Annotated in this window: 12 protein-coding genes; 2 read left to right on the forward strand and 10 right to left on the reverse strand. The window is 68.3% G+C overall.

The features are described 5' to 3' along the window. Together B0E41_RS21285 and B0E41_RS21290 are read left to right on the forward strand one after the other, a co-directional pair. Window positions 1-3,391: HAMP domain-containing histidine kinase (locus tag B0E41_RS21285; RefSeq protein ID WP_077334217.1), on the forward strand; the 3,391-nt coding region annotated here is incomplete at its 5' end. Continuing rightward, window positions 3,388-3,825 carry a response regulator gene (locus tag B0E41_RS21290; protein WP_077334219.1) on the forward strand — a complete coding sequence of 146 codons (438 nt, stop codon included), beginning with the start codon at window positions 3,388-3,390 and terminating at the stop codon, window positions 3,823-3,825. The genes B0E41_RS21285 and B0E41_RS21290, both read left to right, overlap by 4 nt. A gap of 85 nt (window positions 3,826-3,910) precedes the next feature. Here the strand turns inward: B0E41_RS21290 and B0E41_RS21295 are convergent, their stop codons facing one another. From B0E41_RS21295 to B0E41_RS21340, 10 genes are all read right to left on the reverse strand, one after another. Further along, entirely contained in the window at window positions 3,911-4,624 is a 714-nt protein-coding gene (locus B0E41_RS21295) for a Crp/Fnr family transcriptional regulator (protein ID WP_077334221.1), read from the reverse strand. A gap of 228 nt (window positions 4,625-4,852) precedes the next feature. Beyond that, entirely contained in the window at window positions 4,853-5,809 is a 957-nt protein-coding gene (locus tag B0E41_RS21300; protein WP_077334223.1) for an alpha/beta hydrolase, read from the reverse strand. Between the two features lie 91 nt (window positions 5,810-5,900). Next, window positions 5,901-6,725 (reverse strand): alpha/beta fold hydrolase, encoded by an 825-nt coding sequence (locus tag B0E41_RS21305; protein ID WP_077334225.1) that lies wholly within the window; start codon window positions 6,723-6,725, stop codon window positions 5,901-5,903. A gap of 10 nt (window positions 6,726-6,735) precedes the next feature. Then, a complete protein-coding gene (locus B0E41_RS21310; RefSeq protein ID WP_077334227.1) occupies window positions 6,736-7,623 on the reverse strand; it encodes a transporter in 888 nt (295 codons plus the stop codon). Window positions 7,624-7,672: 49 nt separating this feature from the next. Continuing rightward, on the reverse strand, window positions 7,673-8,860 hold the full coding sequence (locus tag B0E41_RS21315) for an ABC transporter substrate-binding protein (RefSeq protein ID WP_077334229.1): 1,188 nt from the start codon (window positions 8,858-8,860) through the stop codon (window positions 7,673-7,675). Window positions 8,861-8,872: 12 nt separating this feature from the next. Continuing rightward, a complete protein-coding gene (locus B0E41_RS21320; protein ID WP_077334231.1) occupies window positions 8,873-9,640 on the reverse strand; it encodes a coniferyl-alcohol dehydrogenase in 768 nt (255 codons plus the stop codon). Next, entirely contained in the window at window positions 9,637-10,617 is a 981-nt protein-coding gene (locus tag B0E41_RS21325; RefSeq protein ID WP_077334233.1) for a branched-chain amino acid ABC transporter permease, read from the reverse strand. Before B0E41_RS21325 ends, B0E41_RS21320 begins: the two co-directional genes overlap by 4 nt. Beyond that, window positions 10,614-11,534: a branched-chain amino acid ABC transporter permease gene (locus tag B0E41_RS21330; protein WP_077334235.1), complete on the reverse strand. Its 921-nt coding sequence runs from the start codon at window positions 11,532-11,534 to the stop codon at window positions 10,614-10,616. The genes B0E41_RS21325 and B0E41_RS21330 overlap by 4 nt, the downstream gene beginning before the upstream one ends. Further along, complete coding sequence (locus tag B0E41_RS21335) at window positions 11,531-12,292, reverse strand: ABC transporter ATP-binding protein (RefSeq protein WP_077334237.1); 762 nt, start codon at window positions 12,290-12,292, stop codon at window positions 11,531-11,533. The genes B0E41_RS21330 and B0E41_RS21335 overlap by 4 nt, the downstream gene beginning before the upstream one ends. Then, window positions 12,289-13,011, reverse strand: coding sequence for an ABC transporter ATP-binding protein (locus B0E41_RS21340; RefSeq protein ID WP_077334239.1), 723 nt, complete (start codon window positions 13,009-13,011; stop codon window positions 12,289-12,291). Before B0E41_RS21340 ends, B0E41_RS21335 begins: the two co-directional genes overlap by 4 nt. Between the last annotated feature and the right edge of the window lie 66 nt (window positions 13,012-13,077).

The following is a 13,077-nucleotide window of genomic DNA, read 5'->3' on the forward strand; positions in this document are numbered from 1 at the left end:
CATGTCGGGTCGCCACCTGTTGCCTTTGCTGCTCTTCGCGCTGGCCTTGCTGGGCATCGGACTGCGTTACCAGGATCGGATGGCGGACATCGATGTCGAGGTCGAGCAGCTGGAGGTCATGCGGCTGCGCGACCGGCTGAACATTGAACAAGCCCGCATCGATGTGCGGCTGGGTGACACCGATGCGCTGTGGTTGCGCCGCACGGTGGGCACGCTGGGCTTGCACGACGGGCTTGATCACGCCTACCTCACAGGTCCCGGGTCGGCGGTGCTGGCCTCGTTGTCGCGCCTGGACCTGGGGCGGTCCGTCCCTCTCGTGATGCAGGACACCGCGGTTCGGGCCTGGATGGAGCCCCTGCTCACCCGGCCACTGCCATGGGCCATTGCGGTCGAGCGGGTGGCGGGGCAGCCGCTGCTGACCGGCCTGGTGCCGCTGCTGGACGGCCATCGGCTGGGGGTGCTCGTTGACTTCAGCCATGCGCTGGCCCTGCGCCGGACCAGCGTGCAGCGAGAAGTGGCCCGCGAGGCCACCGCCGCGCTGCTCGTCACCGGTGCCCTGGCGCTGCTCTTGCACCTGTTGTGGTTCCGGCGTGCCCACCGGCTGGCCCGAGCACTCAAGGCCATGGGGGAGGGCGATCTGGCGGTGCGCACTGGGCTGGGTGGCCGCGACGAGCTGGCGCTGATCGGCAAGGCCGCCGACCGCATGGCCGAGCAACTGCAGGCGGACCGTGCCCTGGCGCTGCACATGAACGAGCTGGTCAACCGCTCGCCACTGGTGGTGATCGAGTGGCGCAACCAGCCGGGCTGGCCCGTGAGCTACGTGAGCAAATCGGTGGCGCAGTGGGGCTATCGCCCGGCCGATTTCCTCGACGGCAAACTGATCTACAACGACCTGTTTCACCCCGACGACGTGCAGCGCGTCAACGCCGAAGTCGCGACCTACCTGGTGCAGGGGCCAGACGAGTACCGGCAGGAATACCGCATCCGCCGCGCGGACGGCGGCTGGGCCTGGGTGGACGACCGGACCTCGCTGACCCGGGGCGCAGGCCATGAGGTGGTGTCCATCAGCGGCATCCTGCTGGACACCACGGCACAGAAAGCGGCCGAACAGGCGCAACGCGAGCAGGCCGAGCGCTTGCACATGTTCTACGAGCTGCCTTTCCTGGGCATGGCCGTCTCGTCACCCACCGACAAGCGCTGGCTGCAGGTGAACGACCGGCTGTGCGAGATCCTCGGCTATTCGCGCGAAGAACTGCTGCACATGACCTGGGCCGAGATGACGCCGCCCGGCGACCGCGAGCGCAACGTGGCGCTGTTCGACGAACTCATCGCTGGCCGGCGCAGCGGCTACCGCATGGCCAAGCGCTTTGTGCGCAAGGACGGGCGGTTCGTGCACGCCGAGATCGACGTGCGTGCCTCCCATGACGAGGTGGGACAGGTTAAGCAGCTGTTCGCCACCATCCAGGACGTGACCGAGCGCAAACAGGCCGAGGCCGCGCGGCTGAGCAGCGAACAGCAACTCCGTGAGGCGCAGCGCATCGGGCGCATGGGCAGCTGGGCGTTTGACATGGAGGCGAGCGAGACGGTCTGGTCGGATGAGATCTACCGCATCCTCGAAACCGATGCCGAGCGCTTCGAGCCGACCTACGAGAACTTTCTCGCCATCGTTCACCCCGACGACCGCGAAAGGGTGCACGCGGCCTACCGGGCCTCAATCCGACAGGGCTCGGTGTACGACACCAGTTACCGCATCTGCCTGCCCGGTGACCGCATCAAACACCTGCGTGCCAAAGGCGAGATCCGGTGGCGAGACGGGCGACCGGTGGGCTCGGTGGGCATGGTGCTCGATGTGACCGACATCACCCTCGCCCAGCAGGCCCTGCAGGAGAAGGAGACCCTGCTGACCGAAGCGCAGGAGGTGGCCCGCTTGGGCAACTGGAGCGTGGACCTCAGGGAGCACAAGGTGATCTGGTCCGATGCCATGTTCCGTTTGCTGGGCTACGACCCCGCCAATGACGAACCGGGGGAAGCCCTGTTCATGCGCCGCGTCCACCCGGGCGACCTGCAGCGGGTGCGTGAGCACATGCAGCAGCATGCCGCAGGCGAGCCCGGCGAGCTGCGGGTGATGGAGCACCGCATCGTCACACCCGCTGGCCTGCGCCATGTCGAGCTGCACGCCCGTCTGGCATGTGATGCCGACGGCGTGCCCCTGCGCCTCTATGGCACCACCATGGACGTGACCGAACGCCGGGAGGCCGCGAGTGCCTTGCAGGCATACAAGGAAATGCTCGAACAGGCGGAGGCGCTGGTCAAGCTGGGCAGCTGGGCGATCGAGGTGGACACTCAGCACCTGACGATTTCGGCCCAACTGTTTCGCAACGTCGGTCTCGACCCATCGGAACGCCCGCCCAGCGACGCGGAATACCTGGCCCGCATCCACCCCGAGGACCGGGCCATGGTGGTGGACGACATGCAGCGCATTCGCAACGCCGAGGAAGTGGGCGAACTGCTGTTTCGCACCGACCCGGCCTGGGGGCCGGTGCGTTGGCTGCGCCGCACGGTGCACCGCATCTCGGGTGAAGCCGAGGGCCGTGGGCCGCGTTACATCGGGACCCTGCTCGACGTCACCGACACCCTGCAGGCCGAAGAGCGGCTCAAGCACCTGAACCAGGAGCTGGAGCGCCGCGTGGCCGAGCGCACCGAGCAGCTGAGTCAGGCCAACCAGGAGCTTGAGGCGTTTTCCTATTCCGTGTCGCACGACCTCAAGGCCCCGCTGCGCGGCATCGATGGCTACAGCCAGCTGCTGGTGGACGAATACGGCCCACGGCTGGACGAGGAGGGACGCCAGTTTGTGCACCGCATTCGCCAGGGCGTGCAGCGGATGGGGGCGTTGATCTCCGACCTGCTCGAGTACTCGCGCATGGAGCGTCGCGACATGGCGCTGGAGCCGGTGGCGCTGCTGCCGCTGGTGCAGCAGATCTTGGAGAGCCACGAGGCCGACATCCGGCGCGACGGTGTGCGCTTGCAGCTGGACATGGAGTCCTTCACCCTGCCGCTGGACCGCGAAGGCATCGCCGTGGTGTTGCGCAACCTGATCGGCAACGCGCTCAAGTTCAGCCGTGGCAGAACGCCACCCATGGTGGTGATCGGCACCCGCAGCGAGGCTGGCCGGCGTATCCTGTGGGTTCGCGACAACGGCGTGGGTTTCGACATGAAATACCACGATCGCATGTTCGGCATTTTCCAGCGGCTGCACCGGGCAGAAGACTTTCCCGGTACGGGCGTGGGCTTGGCGCTGGTGGCCAAGGCGGTGCACCGCATGGGCGGTCGGGTCTGGGGTGAGAGCACCCTTGGCGAGGGCGCCACGTTTTTCCTGGAGTTTCCCGAATGAGCTCTGCTGTGAACCTTCCCCCGATCCTGCTGGTCGAGGACAACCCGATGGATCTGGACCTGACGCTGCGTGCGTTCAGCAAAAGAAAGTTCTCCAACCACGTGCAGGTGGCGCGCGATGGCGAAGAGGCGCTGGCCTTCATGCCTCGCTGGGAGGCAGGTGAAGCCTTGCCGGCGGTGATCCTGCTCGACATCAACCTGCCCAAGATCAACGGGCTGGAGGTGCTGCGCCAGCTCAAGGCGCACGAGCGCTTTCGCCGCATTCCGGTGGTGGTGCTGACCTCGTCTCGGGAAGACAAGGACCTCAAGGTCGCCTACGACCTCGGCGTCAACTCCTACATCGAAAAACCGGTGAGCTTCAGCAAGTTCATGGAAGTGGCCGAGCAGATCGAGCTGTACTGGTGCGTGCTCAACGAGCGGCCTGATCGGCTGTGACTCGGGTGCTTTGGCCGGGTGGTGTCCCGGTTGAAGCCAACGCCTTGTGGGATGGCCTCGCCACGGATGGCTGGAGGCCTCTCCCTCACTCCTCCAGCATCGCCTGCTGCCACTCCGGCAGGTTGAGCAGCTCCACCTCGCCGTAGTGCCGCTTGACCAGACCCTGCAGCTCCAGCTCGCGCAGCGCCTTGTTGGTGGTCTGCCGGGTGACGCCCAGCGTGGACGCCAACCGATCCTGAGACAGGCGCAACCGGGTTCGGGGTGCGTCGTCCTTGAAGCCGTGGCTGTGGGCGACCAGCCAGAGCCGCTTGAGCAGGCGGGTTCTGGCCGGCAACGGCACGTTCGCCGGGATCAACTGGTAGACACTGCGCAGCTTGCTCACGGCCAAGCAGGCGATGTCGCGCCAGCACCCGGGGTGCTGATCCAGAAACGGCAGCAGGTCCGCGCGGGCGACACATAGCAACAGGGCCTGCTCGTGGGCCACGGCCGTGTGTGAGCGGGGGTGCGCGTCGATGAACGACATTTCACCGAACCAGTGCGAGGGCTGCAGCATGCCCAGCGGGGAAATGACGTCCGAGGGGTCGGGGTGGTACGCCTGTACCTGGCCGCTCAGCACGCAATAGAGCGTCAGGTCGGTCGCTCCGTGCTCGAACACCGCGCTGCCGGCGGCGGCGTCGCGCAGGTGGCCGTGCCGGAGCAACGCGTCCTGCAGCACCTCTGGGCAACTGGCGTACCAGGCGTTGCCGAGAAGGGTCGGTTTCCAGAGGGCGATCTGTTCGGAGTGGGATTCCTGGGGCATGGATCGGATGGACAAGGTGCCGGTGGAGGTGTTTTCGGGAAGTGGCGCTCAGCCGCATGCGGCTCAGGTGCCAGCTTAGTGCTTTCCTCTCCCTTCTGACCGCTCTCATCCTCGGCATGGACCACTTATTCTTAACAACCATAAGGCGAAAGTGGTTCTTCCGGTTTGTTTTTCCGATTCAAGCCCTCTTCAAGACCAACCGTACCTGCGCCGCAAGCCCCTGGGGTGTCAGGCCAGCCGCGCGCGAAGCCATCCGGCGAGGTCGGCCACCACCTCGGCGCCCACCGGCGACACCGCCGTGAAGTGGATGCAGGCGTGGATGGCGCTCGGGTAGTGGCGGTGCTCGGTGGCGACGCCCGCCTGTTCGATGCGTTGCGCCAGCGCGTGCCCGTCATCGCGCAGCGGGTCGTGGCCCATGGTGGCGACCCAGCTTGGCGGCAGCGTGGCCAGCGTGGGCGCGCTCAACAAGGCGAAGTCCGGGTGCCGGGTGAGCTCGCTGCGGCCTCCCAGGTAGCTGTCGATGAACCATTGCATGACGCCGAAGGTGAGGAACTTGCCCTCGCCGTTCTCGGCCATCGAGGCGCTGGGCTCGCTGTAATGCTGTGCCACTGGGTAGATCAGGCCCAGGGCGCGTGGCTTGATCGCACCGGCCGTGCGCAGGCAGGCGGTGGTGGCCAGCTGGGCCCCCGCGCTGTCGCCCGCCAGCGCGATGCGCGACGGGTCGGCGCGCAGTTCTTTGGCATGCGCGGCCAGCCATTGCAGCACGCAGACCACGTCGTCCAGGGCGGCAGGAAACGGGTGCTCGGGCGCAAGCCGGTAGTCCACCGCCACCACCACGGCACCCACGCCGTGGCACAGGGTGCGGCACACCGCGTCGTGGGTCTCCAGGTCACCGATCACGAAACCGCCGCCGTGCACATAGAACAGCGCGGGCAGCGGCCCGGTGGCATCGGGGTGGTAGATGCGCAACTTGAGCGGCCCACCGGGGCCCGCAATGCTGCGGTCTTCTGTGGCTACCGCTGGCGGCGGCAGGCCCAGACCGGCGGCCAGGTCGCGGTAGATCTGGCGCCCGATCTCGGGCGGCAGCGATTCCAGCGGCGGGTTGCCCTGCGCGGCGGCCTGGGCCAGAAAACCGGCCAGGCCGGGGTCCATGGGCGTGCGTGGGAGCGTGGTGGTGACGGTCATGGTGTCTCCTGTGTCAGATGGGGGTGGAAGCGAGGCCGCTGACCGGCAGGTGGGTGCCACCCACCGGCGCGAGGCCAAGACGTCTCGTGGTTTACAGAAGCCACTTGCGCAGCAGCGCGTTGAACACCTTGGGTTGTTCGAGTTGGGGGGTGTGCCCGCAGTCCTGCAGCCGCACCAGCTCCGAACCGCTGCACAGGCCATGCGCGGTGACGGAGTGGGCGATCGGCAACACCACATCCTGCTCACCGTGAACGATGCGCGTCGGCACCTTCAGGCCTTTCAGGATCTGATGGGACCGCGTCCACACCGCCTCGCGCTGGCCGCGCAGCGTGGTCATCCCGCGAAGCTGCTTCAGAAAGTGGGCCGCCGCGCCGGGTCTTCGCACATTGCGCTCGATGGCGGTGCGCACCTGTGGCGTGATCGCATCGGGCCGCAGGACGATGGCCTTGATCTGTTGCGCCACCGCTGTGGGGCCGGGCTTGTTCATGAGCTCACCCAGCCAGCGCAGAGTCATCAGCTTGAAGGCGCCGAACACTTCGGGGCCCAACGCGGCCGAGTTGGCCAGCACCAGAGAGCCGACGCGGGCGGGCATCTGGTCGGCCATGCGCAAGGACATGGCCGCGCCGAGCGAGTTGCCCACCAGGTGCACCCGCTCAACCCCCAGTTGGTCCAGGAGCTGCCAGGCCACGCCGGCCTGCCCTTCCAGGCTCATGGCGTCGGCGGACTCATCCGACAAGCCATGCCCCGGCATGTCCCAGGCGATCAGGCGCAGGGACGGGGCCAGGTCGTCGAACTGCCGGTGCCAGAACTCCAGCGACTCGCCGATGCCGTGTGTCATCAGCACCGCTGGCCCCTGGCCGCCACTGTCCCGGTAGCGGATTCGGACACCCTTGATCACAAAGAATGAATCGGTCATGGTGACGCCTTCAGAACGGGATGGTGGTTTTGATCCAGAACTGCGTGCCCTCGCTGCGCGAGCGGACGCTGAACTCCTTGGCCAGCTTGGCGGTGATGAACCAGCCCTTGCCGCTGTCGTATTTCAGGTTCGGGCCGGCGGAGTAGGCGCGCCCCTTGGAGCCGGGCACCGACTGTCCCTGGGCCTTGTCTTCGGACAGTTGCTGGTAGACGTTGCCGCCGACGCCCACCACCCAGCCGTTGCCCAGCCCCCAGCCCAGGGCGTAGTCGATGTTCAGCTCGTTGCCCGAGCGGTAGCCCGTGTCCTTGTTGGTGCGGTTCAGGTTCAGGCCGATCTTGGCGTCGGCATTCAACCCGTTCGGATCGATCCACGAGACCAGGTAGGCGGGCTGGACCGACGCGTAGTTGCGCCCCACGTTGACGGGTCGCGCGGCATCGTAGCGGCCCACCGGCAACACGATGTCCAGCGCCGCCACGCTGTGCAACTGGGGCGAGTGGTGCCAGGCCACGCCGGTGCCCAGGCTCACGTCGCCCAGACCCGAGCTTGACGACGACTGCCCGGCGGCGCTGACCTTGACCTTGACCAGCGGCAGGATGGCGTGGGCCACCAACTGCCCGCCCAGCACCGGGGTGTTCGTCACCCAGGCGATGCGGGTGGCCGCTGCGACGGCATTGACCTTGAAGCCGGGGATGGGCACGGCGTTGCCTTGACCATCGTTCAGGCGATCGGCGCTGTAGACGTTGACGTACTCCAGCACATAGACACCGGGTGGCGGTGCGGCGCCCGCCAGGTGGTTCTCGGCACCGACCGGATAGGTCGATCCGCCGCCTTCGGTGGCGAACGAAGCCGAGGCGGCGGTGAGCAGGGCGGCGCCCAGAAAAAGCTGAGTGTGTTTCATGAAATCTCCTCTTGGTGGTTGAAAAAAACAGTGATGGTTCAGGGACGGCTCAGGGCTTGTCCGAGGTCAGTGGCGGCGCCTGTATCCAGACCGGGGACGCGATCTTCCAGAGCCCGTTGCGCCAGGTGACGGGCAAGCTGGAACGGTTGGGGGCATGGGCCTGTGCCTGCCCGACCTGAAACGGCATGCCCAGAAACGAGAGGTCGGTCGCCGGCAAGTCGCGCAAGGCCTGGGCGAAGGTCGCGCGGGTGATCGGCCCCTGGATCTGGCGGGCCACGCGCACGAACACCTGCGCCGACACATAGCCACCTTGCGACAAGGCGCTCAGCGGCAGACCGCTTTCGCGCATGACGCGCTTCCAGTCCAGCATCGCCAACGAGGCGCTTTGCCAGGGCTCGAACTCCGCCATCGCATGCACGCGCGCCTGCGGTGAACGGATTGCGTTGGCCACCCGGTCGGTGTAGGCCGTTGTGAGAAAGATCCAGTCGATGTTCCCCATGCCCTGCTTCTGCGCCTCGTCGAGCCAGCGCAGCACAGTCGGCTCGTGGCCGGTGAAGACCACGGCACCGCAGCCTCGGGCCAGGTGCGCACGGATGGCGGCGGCAAAGTCCGCGTCCAGCCGGATGAAGCTCACATCGGCCAGCGCCGACTTCAAGGGCGCTTTGAGGCGGTCCAGCGAACGGCGGTAGCCGGTGGCCATGCCGGGCAGATCGAGAACGGTCAGGCAAACCTGCCGGTGCTTGAGGTGCTCGACCGCGAAGGCGACGGCATTTTCCAGGCCCAGGTAAGGCCCGTTGTTCATGGGCACGATGTGCGAGGCGGCGAAACACTCAGGCGCCACCGAGGCCCCTTGCAGCGACATCAGGCCCGCCGCCGCGTAGGTGGCGGCGTTGACGGCGCAGTCGAGCAGGCCCGAGCCACCCACCAGCGCGACCACCTCGGGATCGGCGGCCAGCTTTCTGGCGGCGCTGGCCGCGGTCTGTGGGTTGGGGCCTTCGTCCAGCGACACGTATTCGATGCGGCGCCCGTTCACGCCACCGGCGGCATTGACGGCGTCAAAGTAGCGCGCGGCGGCCCGGGACGACTCGGGAAAACCGATCTGCGCGGTCAGCGCGCTGACCGCGCCCACGCGGATGGTTCGCTCGCTCTGGGCGAGGGCGGTCGTGGCACAGGCAGCGGCCAGCACCGCGCCGGCCACCGACCGCCATGGGAAACATCCGGGGTTGAGCGACAGCACGCCGGTCTCCGCTCAGATGTAGGTGGAGGCCAGGCCGCCGTCGACCGGCAGGTTGATGCCGCTGACCCAGCGCGATGCGTCGCTGCACAGGAAGGCGATCACCGGCGCCACCTCGTCGCTGAAGGCGGGGCGCTTCATGCGGTGGGCGTCTTTTTCCACGCGCTCGTTGCCCAGCATCTGCACGAAGTCGCCCAGGATGGGCGTGAACACCGGGCCGGGCGCGACGCAGTTCATGCGAATGCCGCGCTCCAGGAACTGCTTCTGCGACTGGGTGTAGGTCCAGACGATCAGCGCTTCCTTGAAGTACTGGTAGCAGGTCTCCTGCGGCACCGGGTGTTTTGCGAGCCAGGCGGCGCCGGCCTCGAAGCTGGCGGTGGCGCCCAGTTCGCGGTGCGGTTCCAGACGGGCGGGCCATTCGGCGCCCAGGATGGACGCGATGTTGACCACCGAGCCGCCTTCGCCCATGCGCTCCATCACGCGCTGCGTGAAGTGGCGCAGGCCCAGGTAATTGACCTGGCCCACCAGCTCGGCGGGCGCCGTGCCGGGCACGCCGGCGATGTTGGCCAGCGCGTCGATGTGCGCGGGCAACTGGGCCATGGCGGCGTCGATGGCGGCGGGGTTGCCCAGGTCGATCTTCACGAAACCGTCCAGCGTGAGCATGGGGTCGTTGCGGTCCACGCCGATCACGCGCGCGCCCTGCAGGCGGGCGAGCTTGGCGAAGTCCGAACCGATGCCCGAGCCGCAGCCCGTGACGACGATGGTTTTTCCTTGGAGGTTCATGGAGCAGTCCTTTCTTGGGGGGTGGAGAGGGAAGAAGAAACGTGAGGCCGGGTGAAGAGCCGTGACAAGCGGGGGCTCAGCGCGCCCCACAGCCCTTGCGGCAGGAACAGCGCACAGCCGGCGGCGGCCGCGCCCAGGCCGGCGAGGTACCAGGCGCCGAAGTCGCCCATGACTTCTTGCAGTGCAAACAGCAGCAGCGCGCCGATGTAGGGGCCGGGCCCGCTGCGCAGACCACCCACCAGCACCATGAACAGCATCAGCACCGACCACTGCACGCCGAAGTTGGTGCGTGGCAGGAAGGTGATGGCGCTGGCCAGCCAGGCCACACCGGCCAGGGCCGCGCCGAAGGCGGCCAGCACGTAGATCGCCTGCCGGGTGCGCAGCACGCGCACGCCCAGCGAGGCGGCGGCCTCGTCGTCGTCACCGATGGCCTTGGCCGCGGTGCCCACGTGGCTGCGCAGCAGCACCGCCATGGCCAGCGCCATGCCGGCCAGCGCGGCCAGCGCGAACCAGTAGCCGATGCTGCGGCGCAGTTCGGGCTCCACCGCGTTGAGCGCGATCAGCGAGGTGCCGGTTTCGCCCTGGATCAGCGGGTCCAGCATCACCAGGATGCGGATCACCTCGGCCACCACCCAGGTGCCGATGGCGAACTCGCCGTCCTTCAGGCGCAGCACGTAGAACGACAGCAGCCAGGCCAGCAGCGCCGCGCCCAGCGCACCGGCCAGCAGCGCCGGGTAGGCCGGCAGGCCGCCGTCCACCAGGCGCAGCGCCAGGTAGCCGCCGAGGCCGAAGAAGGCCTGTTGGCCCACCGACACCAGGCCCGCGTAACCGGCCATCAGGTTCCAGGTGGTGGCCAGCAGCATGTAGATGAGGAGCGTGGTGAGCTTGTCCACCACCGAGGCGCCCGCGAAGGCCGGCACGCAGGCCAGCAGCAGCACGGCGGCGAGCGCCAATCCGATGTGTTTTTTTGCGTTCATGCGCGTGCCACCTTTCGTGTGCGCGGGAGGCGCCAGCCCGGCAGCGCGGGGCGGCCCAGCTGGTGGCGGTGGTTGCGCCACAGGCGCGCGCCCAGCACGGCCAGGAACAGCAGGTGGCCGGCGAGCTGAAAGCCCTGCGGCGCCCACAGCGCGCCCAGGCTCTGCGCCACGCCCAGCAACACGCCGCCGAGCAGCGTGCCCCACAAAGAACCGATGCCGCCGATGACCACCGCCTCGAAGGCCTGGATCAGCAAGGTCGGCCCGCCATAGGGTTCCACCGTGGCCTGCATGGCCAGCGCCGCACCGGCCAGGCCGGCCAACGCCACCGCGATGGCTGCGGCTGCGCGGTGCACGCGCCGCGCGTCCACACCGCACAGCGCGGCGGCCTCGGGGTCGCTGGCGGCGGCGCGGATGGCGCGGCCCAGGGCGGTGTGGCTGAGCAGCAGTTGCAACGCGCCCAGCACGGCCACCGCGATCACGAAGGTGATCACCGGCAGCTGGCCCACGACGATGCCGCCCGGCAGCTCCCAGCTGGCCCAGGCCAGGTCGCCCAGCGCGCTGCCCAGCGAGCGGGCCTCGGAGCCGAACACGCCGTACAGCGTGTTCTGCAGCACCGCGCTCAGGCCGAAGGTGACCAGCAGCGGCAGCAGGATGCCGGCGCGCAGCGTGCGCGCAAACAGCCAGCGCTGCAGCGCGATACCGATCAATCCCATCACCGGCAGCACCAGGGCCAGCGCCAGCCAGGGCGAGAGGCCGAAACGCTCGGTGAGTGCGATCACGCCGAAGGCGCCCACGATGGCCAGGTCACCGTGCGCGAGGTTGATGATGCGCATGACGCCAAACATCAGGGACAGGCCGGCCGCGAGGATGGCGTAGAAGCCCCCCAGCAGCAGACCCTGGATCAGGGCTTCGGTCATGCGTGTGTCTCCATGGGGCGCTCGGCCTGAGCGCTTGCTTCGGCGCCTGCTTCAACGCCGAAATAAGCCGCCGTGACGGCTTCGCGGGTGAGCGATGTCGCAGGGCCTTGCAGCACGATGCGGCCCTCGCGCAGGCACAGCACGCGGTCGGCAAAGGCCATGGCGCGTGACAGGTCCTGCTCCACCAGCAGCAGGCTGGTGCGGCCGACCTCGCGCAGGTGGGCGAGGTTGCGGTAGACCTCTTCCACCGCCAGCGGCGACAGGCCCAGCGACACCTCGTCGAGCAGCAGCACGTCGGGGTTGGTCATGAGCGCGCGGCCAATGGCGGCGGCCTGGCGCTGGCCACCGGAGAGCGCGCCAGCGGGGCGGTCGATGATGGGTGGCAGCGCGGGCAGCGCCTCCAGCACCTTGGGCAATGTCCAGTCACCGGGCCGGCCGTTGTCGCCCGCCACGCGCAGGTTTTCGCGCACGCTCATGTCGTCAAACAGGCGACGGCCCTCGGGCACCATGGCCAGGCCGCGGCGCACGCGCTGGTGGGCCAGCAGCGCGGTGATGTCCGTGCCATCGAGGGTCACTCGCCCCGCCGCGCTGGGGTGCACGCCCGCCAGGCAGCGCAGCAGCGTGGTCTTGCCCGCGCCGTTGGCGCCGATCAGGGCCACCACCTCGCCGCGTGCGATGGAAAAATGCAGGTCGCGCACGGCGACCAGCTGGCCGTGCGCCGCGCGCAGGCCTTGGACTTCGAGCAGGTCTGCGCTCATGCTGCGACGCCCCCAAGGTAGGCGCTCATCACCAGCGGGTTGGCCATCACCTCGTGGGGCGTGCCCTCGGCCAGCACGGCCCCCGCGTCCATGCAGACCAGGCGGTCGATCACACGCAGCAGCGCGTGCAGCACGTGTTCGATCCAGACGATGGTCAGACCGTCGTCGCGCAGCGTGCCGATGAGGTCCACGAGCTGGTGCAGCTCGCCTTCGGTGAGCCCGCCGCCGATCTCGTCGAGCAGCAGCACGGTGGGCTGCGTGGCCAGGGTGCGCGCGAGTTCCAGGCGCTTGCGATCCAGCAGGCCCAGCGTGGCGGTGGGCCTCGCCGCCAACGCGCCCAGGCCCACGCGGTCCAGCGCGTCTTGCGCCTGTTTCAGCGCCGCCGCACCGCGCATGCCGGCGCCGTGCTGCGCAGCCACCAGCGTGTTCTCCAGCACCGACATGCCCAGGAAGGGACGCGGCACCTGGTGGGTGCGCGCAATGCCGTGGCGGCAGCGCGTGGCCGCGGGCCAGGCGCTGATGTCCTGGCCTTCAAAAAACACCTGGCCTTCGCTGGCCGGCAGCGTGCCCGCCAGCACGCCAAACAGCGTGGTCTTGCCCGCCCCATTGGGCCCCACCACGCCCAGCGCCTCACCGCGCCGGATGGTGATGTCCACCCCGCGCAGCACAGCCAGGCTGCCGAAGCGCTTGACGATGCCTTTACCGCTCAAGAGATCCATGATGGCTTTCAGGAAGAGGAACGAAGAAACAAAACCGGAGGAGAAAAATGCCCGCGCGGCCCATAG

It is taken from the genome of Hydrogenophaga sp. A37, assembly GCF_002001205.1.
Lineage (GTDB): Bacteria > Pseudomonadota > Gammaproteobacteria > Burkholderiales > Burkholderiaceae_C > Hydrogenophaga.

Coding starts and splice junctions, on each gene's coding strand:
- B0E41_RS21290 (WP_077334219.1), top strand. CDS start 3,388: ATGAGCTCTGCTGTGAACCTTCCCCCGATCCTGCTGGTCGAGGACAAC.
- B0E41_RS21295 (WP_077334221.1), bottom strand. CDS start 4,624: ATGCCCCAGGAATCCCACTCCGAACAGATCGCCCTCTGGAAACCGACC.
- B0E41_RS21300 (WP_077334223.1), bottom strand. CDS start 5,809: ATGACCGTCACCACCACGCTCCCACGCACGCCCATGGACCCCGGCCTG.
- B0E41_RS21305 (WP_077334225.1), bottom strand. CDS start 6,725: ATGACCGATTCATTCTTTGTGATCAAGGGTGTCCGAATCCGCTACCGG.
- B0E41_RS21310 (WP_077334227.1), bottom strand. CDS start 7,623: ATGAAACACACTCAGCTTTTTCTGGGCGCCGCCCTGCTCACCGCCGCC.
- B0E41_RS21320 (WP_077334231.1), bottom strand. CDS start 9,640: ATGAACCTCCAAGGAAAAACCATCGTCGTCACGGGCTGCGGCTCGGGC.
- B0E41_RS21325 (WP_077334233.1), bottom strand. CDS start 10,617: ATGAACGCAAAAAAACACATCGGATTGGCGCTCGCCGCCGTGCTGCTG.
- B0E41_RS21330 (WP_077334235.1), bottom strand. CDS start 11,534: ATGACCGAAGCCCTGATCCAGGGTCTGCTGCTGGGGGGCTTCTACGCC.
- B0E41_RS21335 (WP_077334237.1), bottom strand. CDS start 12,292: ATGAGCGCAGACCTGCTCGAAGTCCAAGGCCTGCGCGCGGCGCACGGC.
- B0E41_RS21340 (WP_077334239.1), bottom strand. CDS start 13,011: ATGGATCTCTTGAGCGGTAAAGGCATCGTCAAGCGCTTCGGCAGCCTG.